This is a genomic window from Romboutsia sp. BSD2780061687b_171204_C1, from assembly GCF_015560225.1.
Classification (GTDB): domain Bacteria; phylum Bacillota; class Clostridia; order Peptostreptococcales; family Peptostreptococcaceae; genus Romboutsia_C; species Romboutsia_C hominis.
Map to the genome: position 1 here is coordinate 151948 of NZ_JADMRK010000002.1, position 18782 is coordinate 170729.

Annotated in this window: 21 protein-coding genes; 7 read left to right on the forward strand and 14 right to left on the reverse strand. The window is 24.9% G+C overall.

Features of this window, described 5'->3' with window-relative positions; genetic code table 11:
* Nucleotides 1–261: 261 nt before the first annotated feature.
* Nucleotides 262–1017 carry a peptidylprolyl isomerase gene (locus tag I2H23_RS05660; RefSeq protein ID WP_092924856.1) on the forward strand — a complete coding sequence of 252 codons (756 nt, stop codon included), beginning with the start codon at nucleotides 262–264 and terminating at the stop codon, nucleotides 1015–1017.
* 31 nt (nucleotides 1018–1048) lie between these two features.
* On the opposite strand, the gene I2H23_RS05665 is transcribed toward I2H23_RS05660, so the two are convergent.
* Nucleotides 1049–1453, reverse strand: a complete 405-nt coding sequence (locus tag I2H23_RS05665) for a CBS domain-containing protein (RefSeq protein WP_092924854.1) — start codon at nucleotides 1451–1453, stop codon at nucleotides 1049–1051.
* Between the two features lie 202 nt (nucleotides 1454–1655).
* Here I2H23_RS05665 and I2H23_RS05670 point away from each other — a divergent pair, with 202 nt between their 5' ends.
* Complete coding sequence (locus I2H23_RS05670) at nucleotides 1656–2423, forward strand: hypothetical protein (protein ID WP_092924852.1); 768 nt, start codon at nucleotides 1656–1658, stop codon at nucleotides 2421–2423.
* An 84-nt stretch (nucleotides 2424–2507) separates the two neighbouring features.
* Here I2H23_RS05670 and I2H23_RS05675 read toward each other — a convergent pair whose 3' ends face one another.
* Nucleotides 2508–2708, reverse strand: coding sequence for a cold-shock protein (locus I2H23_RS05675; RefSeq protein WP_092924850.1), 201 nt, complete (start codon nucleotides 2706–2708; stop codon nucleotides 2508–2510).
* A gap of 135 nt (nucleotides 2709–2843) precedes the next feature.
* Nucleotides 2844–3989 (reverse strand): amidase domain-containing protein, encoded by a 1146-nt coding sequence (locus I2H23_RS05680; RefSeq protein ID WP_092924848.1) that lies wholly within the window; start codon nucleotides 3987–3989, stop codon nucleotides 2844–2846.
* Between the two features lie 228 nt (nucleotides 3990–4217).
* On the opposite strand from I2H23_RS05680, the gene I2H23_RS05685 reads away from it, so the two are divergent.
* Together I2H23_RS05685 and I2H23_RS05690 are read left to right on the forward strand one after the other, a co-directional pair.
* Nucleotides 4218–5039, forward strand: a complete 822-nt coding sequence (locus tag I2H23_RS05685; RefSeq protein WP_207741700.1) for a pyridoxamine kinase — start codon at nucleotides 4218–4220, stop codon at nucleotides 5037–5039.
* A gap of 90 nt (nucleotides 5040–5129) precedes the next feature.
* Nucleotides 5130–5450 (forward strand): YlbF family regulator, encoded by a 321-nt coding sequence (locus tag I2H23_RS05690; protein ID WP_092924844.1) that lies wholly within the window; start codon nucleotides 5130–5132, stop codon nucleotides 5448–5450.
* A gap of 64 nt (nucleotides 5451–5514) precedes the next feature.
* On the opposite strand, the gene I2H23_RS05695 is transcribed toward I2H23_RS05690, so the two are convergent.
* Nucleotides 5515–6594 (reverse strand): hypothetical protein, encoded by a 1080-nt coding sequence (locus I2H23_RS05695; RefSeq protein ID WP_195581259.1) that lies wholly within the window; start codon nucleotides 6592–6594, stop codon nucleotides 5515–5517.
* A 258-nt stretch (nucleotides 6595–6852) separates the two neighbouring features.
* Between I2H23_RS05695 and I2H23_RS05700 the strand changes: the two genes are divergently transcribed.
* Nucleotides 6853–7071, forward strand: a complete 219-nt coding sequence (locus I2H23_RS05700; protein ID WP_195237394.1) for a hypothetical protein — start codon at nucleotides 6853–6855, stop codon at nucleotides 7069–7071.
* Nucleotides 7072–7197: 126 nt separating this feature from the next.
* On the opposite strand, the gene I2H23_RS05705 is transcribed toward I2H23_RS05700, so the two are convergent.
* The 5 genes from I2H23_RS05705 to I2H23_RS05725 form a co-directional block, all read right to left on the reverse strand.
* On the reverse strand, nucleotides 7198–7749 hold the full coding sequence (locus tag I2H23_RS05705) for a hypothetical protein (protein ID WP_195237392.1): 552 nt from the start codon (nucleotides 7747–7749) through the stop codon (nucleotides 7198–7200).
* Nucleotides 7750–7867: 118 nt separating this feature from the next.
* A complete protein-coding gene (locus I2H23_RS05710; protein WP_195581260.1) occupies nucleotides 7868–8875 on the reverse strand; it encodes a hypothetical protein in 1008 nt (335 codons plus the stop codon).
* Nucleotides 8865–9584 (reverse strand): DUF1700 domain-containing protein, encoded by a 720-nt coding sequence (locus I2H23_RS05715; protein WP_166505753.1) that lies wholly within the window; start codon nucleotides 9582–9584, stop codon nucleotides 8865–8867. The genes I2H23_RS05710 and I2H23_RS05715 overlap by 11 nt, the downstream gene beginning before the upstream one ends.
* 14 nt (nucleotides 9585–9598) lie before the next feature.
* Complete coding sequence (locus tag I2H23_RS05720; RefSeq protein WP_092924834.1) at nucleotides 9599–9904, reverse strand: PadR family transcriptional regulator; 306 nt, start codon at nucleotides 9902–9904, stop codon at nucleotides 9599–9601.
* A gap of 190 nt (nucleotides 9905–10094) precedes the next feature.
* On the reverse strand, nucleotides 10095–11423 hold the full coding sequence (locus I2H23_RS05725; RefSeq protein WP_195581262.1) for a hypothetical protein: 1329 nt from the start codon (nucleotides 11421–11423) through the stop codon (nucleotides 10095–10097).
* A gap of 178 nt (nucleotides 11424–11601) precedes the next feature.
* On the opposite strand from I2H23_RS05725, the gene I2H23_RS05730 reads away from it, so the two are divergent.
* Complete coding sequence (locus tag I2H23_RS05730; protein WP_195581263.1) at nucleotides 11602–12723, forward strand: MGDG synthase family glycosyltransferase; 1122 nt, start codon at nucleotides 11602–11604, stop codon at nucleotides 12721–12723.
* 8 nt (nucleotides 12724–12731) lie between these two features.
* Here I2H23_RS05730 and I2H23_RS05735 read toward each other — a convergent pair whose 3' ends face one another.
* The 3 genes from I2H23_RS05735 to I2H23_RS05745 form a co-directional block, all read right to left on the reverse strand.
* Nucleotides 12732–13412: a hypothetical protein gene (locus I2H23_RS05735; RefSeq protein WP_195581264.1), complete on the reverse strand. Its 681-nt coding sequence runs from the start codon at nucleotides 13410–13412 to the stop codon at nucleotides 12732–12734.
* A 139-nt stretch (nucleotides 13413–13551) separates the two neighbouring features.
* The gene (locus I2H23_RS05740; RefSeq protein WP_195581265.1) at nucleotides 13552–14316 is read right to left on the reverse strand and encodes a M23 family metallopeptidase; all 765 of its coding nucleotides are present in this window, start codon (nucleotides 14314–14316) and stop codon (nucleotides 13552–13554) included.
* Between the two features lie 252 nt (nucleotides 14317–14568).
* Nucleotides 14569–16467 carry a glutamine synthetase gene (locus I2H23_RS05745; protein ID WP_195581267.1) on the reverse strand — a complete coding sequence of 633 codons (1899 nt, stop codon included), beginning with the start codon at nucleotides 16465–16467 and terminating at the stop codon, nucleotides 14569–14571.
* A 332-nt stretch (nucleotides 16468–16799) separates the two neighbouring features.
* On the opposite strand from I2H23_RS05745, the gene I2H23_RS05750 reads away from it, so the two are divergent.
* Nucleotides 16800–17576 (forward strand): 3'-5' exonuclease, encoded by a 777-nt coding sequence (locus I2H23_RS05750; RefSeq protein WP_195581269.1) that lies wholly within the window; start codon nucleotides 16800–16802, stop codon nucleotides 17574–17576.
* A gap of 23 nt (nucleotides 17577–17599) precedes the next feature.
* On the opposite strand, the gene I2H23_RS05755 is transcribed toward I2H23_RS05750, so the two are convergent.
* Both I2H23_RS05755 and I2H23_RS05760 read right to left on the reverse strand, forming a co-directional pair.
* Nucleotides 17600–17926, reverse strand: a complete 327-nt coding sequence (locus I2H23_RS05755; protein WP_092924822.1) for a hypothetical protein — start codon at nucleotides 17924–17926, stop codon at nucleotides 17600–17602.
* An 88-nt stretch (nucleotides 17927–18014) separates the two neighbouring features.
* Nucleotides 18015–18767, reverse strand: coding sequence for an exodeoxyribonuclease III (locus I2H23_RS05760; RefSeq protein WP_195581271.1), 753 nt, complete (start codon nucleotides 18765–18767; stop codon nucleotides 18015–18017).
* Between the last annotated feature and the right edge of the window lie 15 nt (nucleotides 18768–18782).

An 18782-nucleotide genomic window follows, 5' to 3' on the forward strand; every position in this document is an offset into this window, starting at 1 on the left:
TCTAAAAACAGAATATTACTTATTTTTAAACTAATATTTTTATTTATATACTTTTATGTTTCTTGCATAAAAAATTTTAAATACAATGAAAATGAAGGTGTCGTTGGAATGCTATCCTCACTTTTACTTATAACTATTACTTTTTCATATTAATACATATTTAGTATAAAATTTGGAAATGTTAGACATATAAGTTTTTTTCTGATATCATTTAAATTGAAAGTAATATTAATTATAAACTTACATAAAGGAGTAACAATTATGGAAAGAAAAGTTTTAGCAACAATTGGAGAAAAAGAAATCACTAACTACGATGTTGAGAGTGCTCTACAAAGCTTAGAACCATATCAAGCTATGCACTTTAATAGTGAGCAAGGTAAAAAGCAATTATTAGATGATTTAGTTAACCAAGAATTATTCTATATGGAAGCTAAAGAAAATGAATTACATAACGATGAAGAGTTTAAAAAAGAATTACAAAGAGTTCAAGAAAATATGTTAAAGCAATATGCTATAAACAAAGTATTAACTAGTATATCTTTAACTGAAGAAGAAAAGAAGGCTTTCTTTGATGCTAATAAAGATAAATTCAATAAGCCAGAAACAGCTACTGCTAAGCACATATTAGTTGAAACTGAAGAACAAGCTAATGATTTATTAAATAAAATAAAAGCTAATGAAGTATCTTTTGAAGATGCAGCATCAGAACATTCTACTTGCCCTTCTAAAGAAGCTGGTGGAAACTTAGGATCATTCCCTAGAGGACAAATGGTTCCAGAATTTGAAGAAGCAGTATTCAATATGGAAAAAGGTGAAGTAGCAGGACCTGTTAAAACTCAATTTGGATACCACTTAATAAAATTAGAAGATTTAAATAAAGGTGGAGAATCTGAATATGAAGAAGTTAAAAATGAAATAGAAAGAACTTTAATGTATCAAAAGCAAACAGAAGTTTATTCTAAAAAATTAAATGACCTTAGATCTAAATATGGAAATATGATCAAGTTAAATGACTAAAAATAAGACCTAGTATATACTAGGTCTTATCTTATTCTTTTAATTTATTGTAACAATACTCTATAATATCTTTTCTTTTTATTATACCAATAAAAATTTCTTGATCGTCTATAACAGGAACAAAGTTCTGATTCATAGATTTTGAAATTAAATCTTCTATATTAGCGTTAACATCAACAGGAGAATTGTCTTTTCTTCTATTTACTTCTTTGATAGGAATATCCTCTACTCCCTTTAAATCTAGCGAAAATTTATTTTTTAATGTCCACAATAAATCTCCTTCTGTTATAGTCCCAACATACTTCCCCTCATCATTAATTATGGGAATAGATGAATATCTATGATATTCCATCTTCTCTAGAGTTTGCCTCATAGTGTAGTTTTCATATATATATGCAACTTCACTCTTAGGTGTTAGAAAAAATAATATATTCACTATACTGCACCTCCAATAAGTAAACATTAATTAATTTATATACAAAAGTATTATATTCTTCTTTCTCTCAACTATAATTTTAACATATTTTTATATATATTTTAATTTAAAATATGTTAAAATTATTTTTTTTATTTAAATTATCTTTTATGGGTATATATTAAATAAAAATTATTTATGTTTTAAATTTGGAGGTATAACAATGAAATTTGATTATAATATAGAAGTTAATAGTTTTTTAAATAAAATATATGAACACAAGGTATATGAAATAGCATATGAAAATAATTTATACAATATAGATGCTAAAGTTTTAAAAGATAGATTTGATTTATTAAAAAACACAAAAATATATTTAGGAAGCGATATGCATGAATTTATAGTAAATTTAATTCCTAAAGATAAAGATGGATACTACTTTAGATGTGAAATAGCTAACTATCACAACTACTCTGTTCCTAGAATTTATGACTATAAAGGAGAGCCTATAAAAAATACTAATTACAATAGATATGGTGTACAACTTTGGGAATCTCATATGAATGAATTACTTATAGAAGATATTGAAAGTAAATTTAATCAAGCTGATTTTATTTATTTTATAGATAATAATTTATTAAGCATTGTTGATAAAATAAATGACTATATTAAATCTCGTAGAGATAAAGAAAAGATAGTTATAAAATTTGAAGATAAGAATGAAATATTAGATATAGTGAAATCCCTAATATTAAATGGAAGTCTTGATTTATCTTATGCTGAATTTTTAATTGATATGGACAAATTAAGAGATGAAATGATTAAGTTTAGTACTCCTTTTCATATGTACAATGAATTTGATAAATTAGAAGATGATACTCTTTATTGTTTAGATAATTTCTGTAAATACAATTCTTTAGATTTATTTGATGCTTTGATTAATGAAAAAGGATTTAAATTTATAAATGGAGTTGGACTTGTAAAAGAATAAGTTAATAGTGAAATTAAAAACGCCGCTTAATTGCGGCGGGTGTTTCACATACTACTAGACTTACTAATATATATATGAAATTAATTATAATTTAACTACGTTAGCAGCTTGAGGACCTTTAGCACCTTCAACTATTTCGAATTGAACGTTTTGTCCTTCTTCTAAAGACTTGTATCCATCAGCAGCTATAGCTGAGAAATGTACGAAAACATCTCCTTCACCTTCTACAGATATGAATCCAAATCCTTTTTCATTATTAAACCATTTAACTACACCAGTTTTCATTTAATAGATCCTCCTAAAAACACACAAAAATTATTTAGCTACAAATGTTTGCAACTTTATTATTACTTTAACATATATACATATCATTGTCAAATGTTATTAAGTTTATACACATCAACTTATAGATTCTAGTTTCTAGTAATGTACCTTAATTAAATGAAATCTTATAGCCTTATCACTCCACCCTAAATCCCATGGTACTAGTAATCTATCTGTATTGTGACAAGTTACTAAAGGATATCCTTTTGAGTCAAGTCCTGTTACAGTTGATACGTGAGTTATTCTGCCTCCTTTTTCATATGCCACAAAATCCCCAGGTCTTAAATTATAGGCTTCTTTATAAATATCTTCATAACTTCCTTTTGCTATTAAACTTCCTCTACCACTATATACTATATAATTTTTAAAAGCTTGTGCATTTACCCATGCCTTAGTTCCTGCACCATCTGCGTAATTCCATGTATCATTTTTTTTGAATCTCCCACTTTCAAACATTATTTGAGATGCAAAGTTTGCGCAGTCTCCACCTTCTGGATTATAATCTCTGTAATTTGAGTTGAATTTTAAACCATTTTCTTCATCAGCAGCTGCTCCACAATATTTATGTGCATATTCTATGGCTTTTATTTGCTCTTGCTTTAAATCTAATATTGTAGGCTTTTGCATACTTATATAATTTTTTATGTCTTCAGATTTTATATTATCTAAGTTTAAAGAATCAGCAAATGGATCTGTATACCATTCTTTAGTTATTATATATTGATCATCTATTATTTTGACATTTATATAATGATAAGTTCCTATTCTACACATATTTATAATATCTGGTTCTTTATCATATGAATACTTATACTCTGTTGAAACTGTACATATAATGCCGTATAAACCTTCTTCCTTTTCTTTTACTTTTTTGATTTTCACTTTTGCTTTTATATCATTAAACTTAACTCCTTGTTTACTAGACCAATTTTCTAGGTATTTCATCTTTTTTACTTCATGTTCCCATGCCCATAAACCAAACTTTTTATCTACCTCATATAATTCTTTTAGCCCTTCTTCATTTTTATCAAGTATTGCTTTATTTCTATGATCAAATAGTTCTTCAAGAAGAAGCTTGTATTTATTATTTTCGCCATCTTCTATTTTACTTACTTCGGTAGAGTTTGATTTTATTATTAATTCACCTTCTTTTATATATGAATATAATCCAATAGCTATCGTTAATGATAATGATATAATTATAATTTTAGCATACTTATTTTTAATATTAAGTTTTATCAATGTCAGACCTCCTAAAAGCAATTTATGTATTCTCTTGATTTATATTATTATATCCAAACATATTAAAAATAATTTTAATTTATTTAAAGCTTTTACTCTCCCAAATCTTTTTAATATATATTTATATAAATTGTAGCCATACATTTTATTTTTTGTAATTATATATTTGTTTTTGAATTTTTTAGTAGTAATATATTTATATAAATATTTTTATAGGGAGGTGCTATTTTGAAGAAAATAGCTGCTATTCATGATTTATCAGGTGTAGGTAGATGTTCTTTAACTGCTGCAATACCTATATTATCTGCATTAAAAACTCAATGTTGTCCTTTTCCTACAGCAATTTTATCTAGTCAAACAGGATATCCTAAATATAGTTTTTTAGATTTTACTGATCATATGAGAGAATACTCTAATGTTTGGTCTGAGCTTAATATTAATTTTGATTATATCTATAGTGGTTTTTTAGGTTCTAAAGACCAAGTAGATATAGTGATTGACTTTATAAAAAAAAATAATAATTCTTTTGTAATAGTGGATCCTGTAATGGGTGACAATGGAAATATGTATTCTATATTTGATAACGAAATGTGTAAAAAAATTAAAAATTTAGTAAAGATATCTAATCTTACGACTCCAAATATAACTGAAGCATGTCTATTAACCAATAGAAGTATTTCTGATATTGGTGATTTGACTAAAAAAGATATTATTAATATAGCCAAAGAAATTTCTGAATTAGGCCCTGAAAATGTAATTATAACTGGAGTAGTTCAGGATGGTTATATACTAAATATTGGATATGATAAAATCAGTGATAATTGTTTTATTACTTCATTTGAATATAATAATTTATCTTATAGTGGCACTGGTGATATATTCACATCTATTATATGTGGCTTAATAGCAAATGGTCATGATTTAGAATTTGCTATTAACAAATCTAGTTATTTTGTTCATAAGGTAGTAAACTATACATCCAAATTTGACACTGATAGAAATGATGGTATTATGTTTGAATACTTTTTAAATGAATTAACTTGCTTATAATGTAAATTATATTCCTTTTAAATATGTAGTATATATTACCTTCTCAAATTATAAAATGTAATATAGTATTTTTTATAAATGGAGGTATATATGGATATAAATAAAAAAGCACTTGAACTTGCTAATTCGATTAAATCTAGTGATGAATTTAAACTTATGAAGAAATCTAAATCCCAACTTGATAAAAATAAAAATTTAAAAAGACAACTTGATAATTATATAGATAAAAAAAATAAGCTTTACTCTAATAATAGAATAGAAGATGCATCAAGTAAATTAGTAGAACTTAACAAGGAATATCAAGAATTTTTTAATTTACCTCTAGTTTCTAGCTATATGAAATCTACTAGAGATTTTAATAATCTCATGGAAAAAGTATATAAGTCTATAGAAAAAGAATTATTAAAATAAGTATAATTTTCTTTAAGAATAAATAAAGAATGCCTGCAGGCATTCTTTATTTATTCTTAGTATTTTAATATCTTGGCCATCCCATATTTTTCATCATATTTTTCATATTCATATAATAGTGCATCCACATATCATTTGCGTCTTGACAATGATTAGAGCAAGCATTCATATAAGGCATTCCGACCATTGGATATTCATCTGCCATATCCCCTATATAGTGCATATTACACATATCATACATAGGGCTTACATAAGTTGCACAATCACAATCTATATACACATCTTCTTTGCAATGTGGCTTACAATATTCTGGCTTTAGACCTATATCACAATATTTCTCTTTATTTTTTTTGCAATATGATTTACTTTCTTTAGTATCGCATGTACAATATTTTTTGTGATCACAATCTATATATTTTTTCATATCCATTTCACACTTATCTAACTTGCTACTACATTTTTTTATCATTTCTTCACATTTTTTAGATTTATGTCCATATTCTTTTATTTTATCTTCTGCAGATTTATAACATTCTAATGCTTTTTCATCAAATTTTAAAGCTTTAGCATATAAACACTTAGCTTTTTCACTGAATTCTTGTGCTCTGTCTCTTAAATCATTTGCTTTTTCACACTTACATCTAGCTTCATTCTCTATTTCTTCAGCTTCTTTATGCAAGCATTTAGCCTTTTCACAAAGTTCTCTAGCTTTTTCCATTAATTCTTTGGCTTTACATTCTGCTGCTCTAGATTCATTCTCGTTGCATTGTGATTTTTCTCTTAAATCATTAGCTTTTGCTGCTAATACATTTGATGATTTTTCACACTCTCTAGCTTTTTCCATTAACTCCTTAGCTTTACATTCACAGCGTGATGCTTCATCAAATAAATCTTCTGCTTTTTGTGCTAGTTCTAAGCACTTATCTACACATGTAATCTCAAAATGCTCATCACATTTGCAATCGTCCATAAAATCACATTTACTCTCATGATCACAATCTATATATTTTTTTGAAGGTTTTTTGCAACAAACATTTGATTTGTGTGAGTTACATGGTTTACATGATTTTACTTTGTCATTGCATACATTGAAATTGTCACACTTAGGTTGACATCCACACCCTTGGCTTTTCTTTTTCTTCATAATACGTCAAAACCCCTTTTGCTGTAATATTCAACTCGCATAATAAACTTATGCTGTCTAATATAATTATATGAAAATCTTAAAATCTGGTTACTAGTTCTTTTAATAATATTATTAAAGTAAATAATCCTAAAATCATAAATATTTTTAAAATATTAGTTTTAGATTATATTTTTTTATCATTTACACATCCTATTTATATATTAAAATTTAATTAATTTTTAATATTATAAATTATATCTTGATGGGAGTGACACCATGGATAAAGATAATCAATTATTAAAAGGTATTTTAATAGGTTCTGCTACATTAGCTGCTTTGAGTGTAATTAGTCCTTCAATTAGAAAAATAACAACTTCAACAGTTAAAGCAACTTGCAAGCAACAAATGAAGCTTCTCGCTGGTATAGGTGTATTATCTATAGCTAACTATATATCAAATCTTGATGATGATATATATACAATAGATGATATCTAATTTATATGATAATTGTTTTTACTTATATTTCTTTGAAATACATATAGAAATTATAAGTAAATTAAAAACAAAATAATCATAAAAACATAAAAAAGTCAGTATTAGAAATACTTCTAATACTGACTTTTAATCTAATGATATTAACTTACCATCATAATATAATTGTACCTTTTTTATCCAATCGCCTTTATAATCTTCTTGAATTATATTTTTTACAATTGTATTTATTGTGTACTCTTTTGTTGTTTCATTTAGATAATCTTTCTTCCAAGATACTCTACTCTCTGAATCAGTCTTTGGTTCTATCAATTCAATCCTTGCAGTACTATTCTTAATAAAAACAGTAACTTTCATTGGTAAACTATTAAAGCACTCTTTAGATAATACATTTATAATACTTTCTATCTTTTCTTGAAGTGTACTATCTTTTTTAACTTCTATATACTTAACCTCTTTAGGATCATCTTTAAGTATATGTATAGGTATGTTAATGCTATCTGAATTTTGCTTAATTTTATCCGATTCCTTTAGTGTTGCTTCACTTTGAGATATTTCACTTTCTACTGCAGAAGATGGTTTAACTTCTACTTTATTATCATCATTTACGCTTTTATCACTACATCCTATAACTAAAAATGAAGTAAAAGCTGTTATAAAACTTAATGCTAATTTATTCATAAGTATACCTCTTCTTTTTATATTTATAAATATTATAACATAGTATACTTTATATTTTTAGCATTTTTTATTGGAGTTAATTGATTATTCTATATTTTTTGGCTATAATTTCATTTATTTAATGTAAATTTATATTATTCGCTTTTACATTTATAATATATTTCTCTTCATTATTTAAATTTTCTTTGTTTAAAGTTCCCTTTAACTCTTTTAAATTTTCATCATTTCTATAATGCTCATCAATAAGCATATTACTTACATTTATACCTGATATAGACTTCATATCTACACTAAAATTATAATTTTTACTTGGTATGTTTATATAAACGCTTGAATTGTATGCATTTATATTTAATTCTTTAGCTACTGGTATATTTGTATCTATATTAATATTTGAACTACTATTACTATTTTGAGTTATATTTATAGTTTTTGGTATAAATTTTTCAATATCATCTACAAATATTTCATTTTGAGCTGAATATATTTCAATTCCACCACTTTCTATATTAACGTTATCTATTCCTATTAATTCCTCTGTAGATAAGTATATATGTCCGTTAGATTTTATATCTAGGTTTTTAAGTGTTTTCATCCCTTTGGGCAGTGATATATACCCATTTATAGTCTTATAATATACACTATCTAGTAATAGATTATTTTCTATACTTAATCTTGCATGATCAGTAGATGCATTTACATTTATATTATTTGGAACATATATAATTAAACTTTGACTATTATTATAGTAAAATGCATTAATCACATTTTCTATAAATTCTTCTAAATTGTTGCTTATTTTATAATTATATTCCTTTTCATTTTCAACTATACTCAATTTATTGCCATCTTCTTTAATATTGTAGTTACTTATACCTTTCTTCACTACTCTAACTTCATGTCCTTCATATTTTTCTATTATTATATTACTAACTTTAGTCTTTACATCTAAATTTTCTATACTTATATTTTTATTATAAATTACTTGCTCTTTATCTAAGCTTTTTTCTATATTAGATATAGTTTGAGTAAAATAAGGGACAGATGATATAGAAAAGTATATAGTGCCAACTATACCAATTACTATTAATATTATTGAAAATATGGTTACCTTTTTATTCATCATCTTTCTCTCCTTCCTTAAAACTATTCTCTTCTTTATTATTAGCTTCTTTTTTCTTACTAGCATTTATATATAGTTTTCTTGTTTTCATCCAACTTTTATATCTATTTACGCTTGTTTTATATATAGATATTATAAATATATATATTTGCCATGCTAGTATCTGACCACCTACAAATGCAATAGACATAAATACATAAAGTCCCATTACCTCATGTGTTTGAGATATAAAATTCATTATTATAGGCATTGTAGCTACATATAAACCAATTAATGAAACTAATATAATACCAACTACAGATAAAAATAATACTATTAAAAATCTTGGAATGAATACTATTAAAGATAGTATACTAAGACCTAATTGTATTATTTTTCTTTTATTTTGGTCATTATTTTCAATATCTAAAGTTAATTTTTCACTAACTCTATCTTTTAAGTTTATATATTGTCTTTTAAAATTTGACTTTATTATATTTATTTTTAGTCTTATACTATTATCTTCTTCTTTATTTTTAGTCTCTGCTATAAGTTCACTAGCTATAGTTTTAGGTGAACCTAGAGATTTTATTATTTCTATATCGCTTTTTCCCTCTATTGTTCCATCTAAAAAGTATTCTTCATAGTCTCTTAATATATCTCCTATTTCTTCTTCTGAAAAACTACCTTTAAGATAATCTCTTAATATATCTAAAAATTCAGCTCTATTCAATATTATCACTCCTTTTACTCTATTAAAATATTTACAGCCTTTACGAAATCTTTCCACTCTACAATTAACTTATTTAAGTTTTCTTTTCCCAAGTCTGTTAATTTATAATACTTCCTAGCAGGTCCCTCACTCGATTCTAATATATATGTGTCAAAATATCCCTCTTTTGTAAGTCTTCTAAGAATAGGGTATATAGTTCCTTCATTAACTTCTATAACTTTAGATATATTTTGCACTATCTCATATCCGTACATGTCCTTTTTAGAAATAAGAGCTAGTACACATATTTCAAGTACTCCTTTTCTAAACTGAGTATTCACAAAACTCCTCCTCTCATTAAGCAGTCTACTGTGTATAACACACTACATTGTTTTATTACAATAGTGATTATATAATAGCACAGTACTTTGTTTTGCACAATAGTAATTTATAATAAGTTAATATTAAAATTATCCTTTAAGTTGATAATTTTGAAAAAGGAGCTATTTTAAGCTTAAATAGCTCCCTATCTTATATTAAATATCCACTATACAAGTAAGCTATAAATATGTATATTATTATAATTAAATTTATTCTAAGTAAATAAGATATTATAAACTCTTTTATATTTATTTTTAATGCCATTTTATTATTAGCTATATATATAATATTTGTGCTAATAGATGTACAACTTAAAATTCCTATTATACAAATTAAAATTTTGGTTTGTATACTTATACTTTTATCTACATTATTTATTCCTATTATAGTGTTATAAAATACATCTATTATAAATCCTACTAACTCATTTATATTTTTAACTTGCAAAACATCTAATACTGGATTAATCAAAATCTTTATTATTTCTATTATTATCTCACTATTTAATATTATCTGTCCTATATATAGAAATATAACTATATTTGGTATAAGATTTATAGATATACTTATACTTTCTTCTAGATTATCTATAATTTCTTTAAATAGACCTTTACTATCACTATTAGATAAATAATATTTTATTATTTTTTTTAATTTATCCTTTTTAGGGTAACTGTTTTTTTTATTACTTTTTAAATAATATGATTTTTTCTTCTTAGATATTGGATATATTCTACTTAATACCATATTTATTAATATTAATACAGTAGTTGACACCGTAATGGCATAAGCTAGATTTATATTTAGATATTCACATATATAAATAACTATCGGGTATGAAAGTATTGAAAAATTTAATATTATATTACAAGCCTCGTATTCCTTTAATTTACCTTCTCTATATAATTTGTTAGTCATAAACATTCCACAAAATGGATTTGTAAAAATATATACCAATATATTTAAAAAGCTTATACCATCTATTCTAAATAACAATTTTGTATATTTATTTAGATAAACACTTGTTAATTCTAACAATCCATATTCTAAAAATGGCATAAATAAAACACCTATAGTAAATACAGTTATTGTATTTAAGACTACTTCTTCTATAAGAAAATATACCTTATTATTTCCTAAAAGTCCATTTTTACTTCCAAAAAATATATTTACTAAGAAAATTAATGCTACAATTCTACTAATCATAAGAATTTTTTTATTTTTCAAGTTACCTTTTAACATTTCTTTAAACATTCCTATAATTAAATAAAATACAATACACACTTCTATGAAATGTTTCATATTACTTTGAAGCTTATATGATATATGATATATTAAATTCAACACTTGTCCATTTAATTTAATAGGTATAAAAAATATAATTATTCCAATTGCTGTATATACTATAGATTTTGATAATTTTATAAAATATTCTCTATTATAATCATCTTTTACATTAATTTTATTAATATTTTCCATATCACCACCTCATTTATTATTTTCAATTCTTATTTGATATTTCCTCTATAAAATTTTAAATTACAAATTATTTATAGACATTTAGAAGCTAACATCAACTTCTATTATTGCTTATTTTTCCTTATATGGTTATAATAAATTATACTTATTAAGGTAATTTTTTAGAGGTGAAAATTTAATGGATATAGATAATAAAAAGACTGTACTAATTCTTACTGCTCAATTTGGTGCAGGACATATAAGTGCAGCAAATGCCATAAAAGACTATATTTTAGAAAAGGATTCTTCTGTTAATGTAATAATAGAAAATTTTATAACAGCTAGTATACCTAGGATGAATAAACCAATGGTAAAACTTTATGAAAACAATACTAAATATGTTCCTGGACTATATAACTACTATTATTATTTAAAAAAGTCCTTTGATTCAAAACATGATATAGCTCATAAATTATATACTCCTAAGCTTATTGAATTTATATTAGATGTAGATCCTGATGTTATTATATCAACATTTCCTCTTGCTGCAGCTTGTGTGTATAATTTTAAAATTAAATACCCTAGTATTAATATCCCTACACTAACAGTTGTCACAGATGTAGTTGATAGCCTCGAATGGATATATCCAGATACAAGCATGTATTTTGTCCCATCATTAGAAATAAAAAATAGATATGTTCAAAAAGGTATTAATCCAGAATCTATAAAAGTAACTGGTGTACCTATAAACAAAAAGTTTTGTATTGAAAATAAGACAAAAGAATCTAATAAGTATAAAATTTTATTACTTGGTGGTGGTAGAGGCTTATTTGATATAGATGAAGATTTCATGTATTGGATTGATGAATTTATAGAAAATAGCTGTAATAACATAGAAATAGCTATTGTTACTGGTAAAAATAAGAAGCTTTATGATATATTAAAAGAAAAAAAACCTTTAAACAATATTAAAGTTTTAGGATTTGTTACTGATATGCACAATCTGCTAAGAGAGTATGATTTAATGATAACTAAACCTGGAGGGGCAACACTTTTTGAGGGAATTCTTTCTCAAACACCAGTTGTCGTTAAGCTTCCTAAGGTAGGACAAGAAATAGAAAATGCCCGATTCATAATAGATAAAGGAATTGGATTAGTATATACAAATGATGAAGATTTAAAAGATATTTTTAATAGTATAGCTTCAAATAAATTTGATTCTATATTTAATTTTATGAAGTGCAATATGAAATCTTTTAAAAACACTATAGAAAATGAAAGTATTGGAGACAGTATTTTAAATCTAATAAATAACAAGTAATACACTTGTTATTTATTAGCTTTTTTACATTTATCTAAATATATTATATTGTCTTTTTTGCTTTCTAATACCTTTGTATTTTTATTTCTTAACTTTTTACTAGCATGATTAAATATATTATATGTTATATATATTTCTCCTATAAGAAATAATATATTTACTAACATCTCTAATGTTAATGTTATTTTATAACTTTCGTTGCTATAATTTATTATAGTGTAATACTTAATAAATACTATAGCTAAAATATGAATATTTATTATATTTGAAATTCTATTAAATTCATTATAAAGATTATACTTTCTTATATTATTTTTTATAATATATTTACTATGACCATTAGCTCTTAGTATATCTGTGTATAAAGCACTTGCTATATCTTTTTTTAATAAATTACTAATAATTATGACTACTAATATTCCTATTAGGATATATATATCATATGCATATTTTTCAAAGCTTGAATCCATATCTTTTTTTACTAAATGTATTATTATATATATGCAAGAAAATATTATTGCTGTAATGTTTAATCTATGTTGGTTTTTAAATGTATAAAGTGAATAAAGTATTCCTGGCACTATTAATAATATAGCTATATACTCTAGACTTTTCCATTCACTTATATAGCAAACCCCCAAAGGTAAAAGTATATAACAAAGCATATCTAATAGAAAATCTTTTTTCATGGCATCATCCCTTTTTAAATTTTCTAAATTTTCTAAATTTTTATCTTATAGATTAGGCTTATGTTTTTTGTTTACTTTATTATAATTTATTTTATGCTAAAAAGAAGGGTATATTACCCTCCTTTTTAATATATTTAAATTATTTTATTACTCCATCAATAGGATTTGTAGTTTCTCCATTTAATAAAATCTCAAAGTGGACATGATTACCAGTTGAATTTCCTGTACTTCCAACTTCCGCTATAGCTTGTCCTTTTTTTACTATATCACCTTTATTAACTCTATTATATGAGTTATGTGCATATACTGTTGTCTTTCCATCAAAATGTTTTATCTTCACAACATTACCATACCCATTTTGGCTACCAGAAAATTCTACTATTCCATCATCACTAGCTAATATTTCAGTAGACTTAGGAGCAGGTATATCTATTCCTCTATGAAAATTTGCTTTTTTAGTTATTGGATGTATTCTTTGTCCATATGCAGAGCTTATTTCATAATATGATTTTAAAGGCCATATACCAGGTATAAAACTTAAATTATTTTTATCTAAATACTCTTTCTTCTCTTTCTCTATGCTCTTTTGTATTTGTATACTATCTATCATTATATTTTCTAATTCTTTTTCTAATGCTTTTTTGTTTTCTTGTAATGAATATTCTTTTTCCTCTACTAGATCCATATCTTCTTCTAAAAAGCTTATACTTATAACTTCTATAGATTCACTTTCTTCTTTTTTTAATTCTAAGTCTAGTTCATTTATTTTTTTAGATATTTCCTTTTGCTTTTGCTCATTTTCTATTAGTCTATCAATTTGTAATTCTGTTGATGCATGTACATTATTGTATGGCAAAATACATACTAATAAAATTAACATATAAATAAATATATTTTTTCTCATTTTTTCACTCCTTTTAAAACTATTTATCAGTATTAACTATTTTTTACATTTTTATTACATTTTTTATTCAATTTAAGAATTATTGTTAAGTAATAAAGTAAACTTTCCTAATTTTTTATTATAAAAATTCGCTTCACCTAAGCGACGTGTAGATAAAATACTTTATGCCGTCAACGACTTTGTCAGTTGCTTAAAATATAATTTTTTGTATATAAAAAAGAGCTATTCTCTATTTGAGATAGCTCCTTTACTTTAGTAAATATTTTTTTTGTAATCTGCATATAGTGCTTGAATATCTTCTATATATCCATTTAATTCTAATTGTAACTTTGATACTTTTTCAAAATCATTAGATTCTATAGCTTCTTTTATTTCTGTAAATAGTGATTTTTTAGTTAATGTATCTTTCATAACTTTAAACTTTATATCACATATTTTATTCCATGTAACTTCATCTAAAGCGTCCATATTTTCATTATTATGTAATTTTACACAATTTCTTATTATTTCTCTATCATTTTGTATTATTCTATTATTTAATTCCTTTGTCCACTTGTCTATAGCACCTGTCTTAAATGAATCTATTATAGCTTCTGTAAATACATCTCCCATTTTTAACACGTCTGTCTTAGATTTATTTATTTCTAGATTTCTCATATTTTCATAAACAGTTGCTGGTGGTACTGAGAATCTTTCATTTCTCTCTTCAATTGTATAATACTCAAATACATCATTTTCATCTCTGTATGATCTATTTTTTTCTAAATAAAAACTTTCTTCTCCTATATCTTTAGATATTTCTTTTTCAAGTTCCTTAGTTGTTAATTTACTTTTAGCTACTGCTTTTATTCCATCTAACATAGTTTGGTAACATCCAGCTATAACTAAGTATGTATTTGAAAGTGGATTTGGAGATCTTAGTTCAAATCTTACTGTTTTAGGTTTTTTAATATCTCTTACTAACCCTACTAATACAGATCTATTTCTTGATGGTAGTTTATAGCTATGACCTAGAGATGTAACTATACAAACAGGTGCTTCAAACCCTGGAACCAGTCTATTAAATCCATCATTAGTTGCCGTTACTATAGGATTTAATACTTCATAGTTTTTAAGGATACCCATAAGTGCTCCATAGCCAATTTCACTTACATAATCTTTATTCATATCTCTTGGCGCAAATAAATTTTTTATACTTCCATCATTTAATTTTGCACTAACCCCTACATGAGTGTGTCCTCCACTACCTGCAACTCCATGTATAGGTTTTGCTTTAAATGTTACTTCAAGTCCATGAGACGTAAATACGTCTTCTATTATCTCTCTTACTAATAACTCATTGTCTGCTGTTTGTATAGGGCTAGAAAATTTCCATGATATTTCTAATTGCTCCATCGCGTGATTAGTTTTACCATCTATACTTATAGAACTATTTATTCCCCCTACTTCTTTATGTGCCATTTCTGGATTTATTCCCATTTTTTGAAGTACTATTATTGACTTTTCTAGGCACGTTCTTATTATCCCATGTGTTCTTTTCCAGTACTGTTCTTTTAAGCTTTGAGATACCGATAATTTCTCTAAGTCAGCCTTATCTTCTGGAGTATTTACCCAAAACTCTAATTCAGTTGCAGCTGTTAGTATTATATCTTCTATATCATCTGCTTTTTCTATTCCTATATTATTTATAAGATGTGGATATTCCCTAAATAACTCTATTATAGAGTTTTTAAAATATTTTTCTGATTTTTTAAGTATTCCCCTTGAACAAACTTTTTTATTTTCATGTATTAAAAATGCAGGTATTCTAAGGGTACCTACAGGCAAATTAGTTTCTTCATCTATATGCTCAAAATTATAATCTATAAACCATGTACACTCTGTATCTGGCATTAAATCTACCTTAGCATTGTTTAATGTAGCAATATTATAAAGCTCAACACTTGAACCATCAGTTTGAACTGCCGATTCTAAGAAATTATCTATATCATCTAAAAACAATTCCATAGGTATTTTTTCATCAGTTGCATTTCCACCTAAGTCAACACCCATTAATGATACAAACTTTATATGCTTGTTTTTACTTAATATATCTCTAAGATTTTTTTCATTATGATTATCTCTTTCTATTGTATATAATAGTTTTTGCATTTAAGCACACTCCTCTATAAGATATGTATTTTGTACTGAAAAATATACACGATACCTAAAACTTTTATATTTTAATTTTTATAAATCGTTTTGTTCGTATTTTAATTTATACTTATTATATATTAAGCTTTTAAAGTTCGCAATATTTTTATTAATTTATATTTTAAACATATTCACGATATTACTTATTACTGTTTTTTATACATTTATTTAACATTTTTATCAATATAGGGTATACTAAAGTAAGATGTATTTTTATATATTAATACAAGTAATTTTATAATTTAATTATACATTTTATCACAAGATAAGATTATTAGGAGAGAAGTATTATGGAATATATAGTTTTTGACTTAGAATTTAATCAAGGCTTTGACAAAAAAATTAATAAGACAGTATCTAATGAAAAATGTCCTTTTGAGATAATTCAAATAGGTGCAATTAAATTAGATAGCAATTTTAATCTAATAGATACCTTTAATAGCTATGTAAAACCTCAACTATACAAAAAAATTCATCCTTTTGTTGGTAAAATGACTAATATCACTATAGATGATGTTTTAGATGCACCTACCTTTCCACAAGTTTATAAGGATTTTAAAAAATTTATTTCTACTAAAAATCCTGTGCTTTGTGTATGGGGAACTGGTGATTTAAAAGAGCTATATAGAAATATAAATTACTATAGTCTACCTTCTAAAACTTTGCCTAAATCATATATAAATATACAACATCACGCTTCAAATTACTTTAATAATCCCGCTGGAAAAAGTATTGGTCTTCAAAATGCTATTAATATATTAGGATTAACTCAAGACAAATCATATCATAATGCTTTAAATGATGCATATTATACTTCTCAAGTGTTTATTAAAATATATAATCCAAGTATAGTTCCTGATGTATATATGTATACTACAGTTAAAGCACCTTGTTCTTCTAAAAGAAGTCAAAAAAAGCAATTAGATTATGATAAACTATTCAAAGAATTTGAAAAACTTCTTGAAAGACCATTAACTCGTGAAGATAAAAAAATTATTGATTTAGCATATAAGATGGGGAAAACTGGCCAATTTTTAAGTGGTGAACCTAAATATAAAAAAAGATAGAGTATATACTCTATCTTTTTTATTTAAATATTTATAAATAGCATCTTCATAAGCTCGTATTGAGCAAATTCTACACTTTTTATTTCTTTACTTTCACTTCTATTTAGCTCTTTTTCTCCTATAAATACATCTTTATCACCTATATTGGCATATAGTTCATTTAATATATTTAAAAAATCACATACCTTAACAGATTCTTCTTTTGACTTTAGTAAGGTTATATATTCGTTCTCTCTATCTTCATATAAACACTCTATTCCATATAATATATTATCCTCTTTTATATATATAACCTCTCCCCCTAAAGATTCTCCTTTTTCTAATTTATGCTTAAGCTCTAATAATTTCATTTTGTCCCCCTTAATATAAATTTTTCTTATGACTTAATGTAATCATACTACTATCATTATATTAAGATGATATAAAATTTATTAATAATTATTTTATGACTAATTCTATAGGACAATGATCAGATCCTAATATTTGTGTATGTATATCAGCACTAACTAATCTATCTTTCATATCATCACTTACTACAAAGTAATCAATTCTCCATCCAGAATTATTTTTTCTTGCGTTAAATCTATATGACCACCAAGAATATACGCCTTCTTTATCTTCATTAAAATATCTATAGGTATCTATAAATCCAGAATCTAAAAGTTCTGTAAATTTATTTCTTTCTTCATCTGTAAATCCTGCATTTTTTCTATTAGTTTTAGGATTTTTTAAATCAATCTCTTTATGAGCAACATTTAAATCTCCACATACTACAACAGGCTTTTTAGTATTTAGTTCTAATAAATAATTTCTAAAATCATCTTCCCATTTCATTCTGTATTCTAGTCTTTTTAATTCACTTTGAGAGTTTGGTGTATATACTGTTATAAAGTAAAAGTCCTCAAATTCTAAAGTTATTACTCTTCCCTCTTTATCATGTTCTTCTATATTTAACCCGTAAGATACACTTAAAGGTTCTATTTTAGAAAATATAGCAGTCCCTGAATATCCCTTTTTTTCTGCATAATTCCAATATTGGTGATATCCTTTTAAATCAAGGTCTATTTGACCTTCTTGAAGCTTTGTTTCTTGTAAACAAAATATATCTGCATCTACTTCATTAAAGTAGTCTAAAAATCCTTTTGTTACACACGCCCTTATTCCATTTACATTCCAAGATATTAATTTCATTTATTCCTCCTAAGT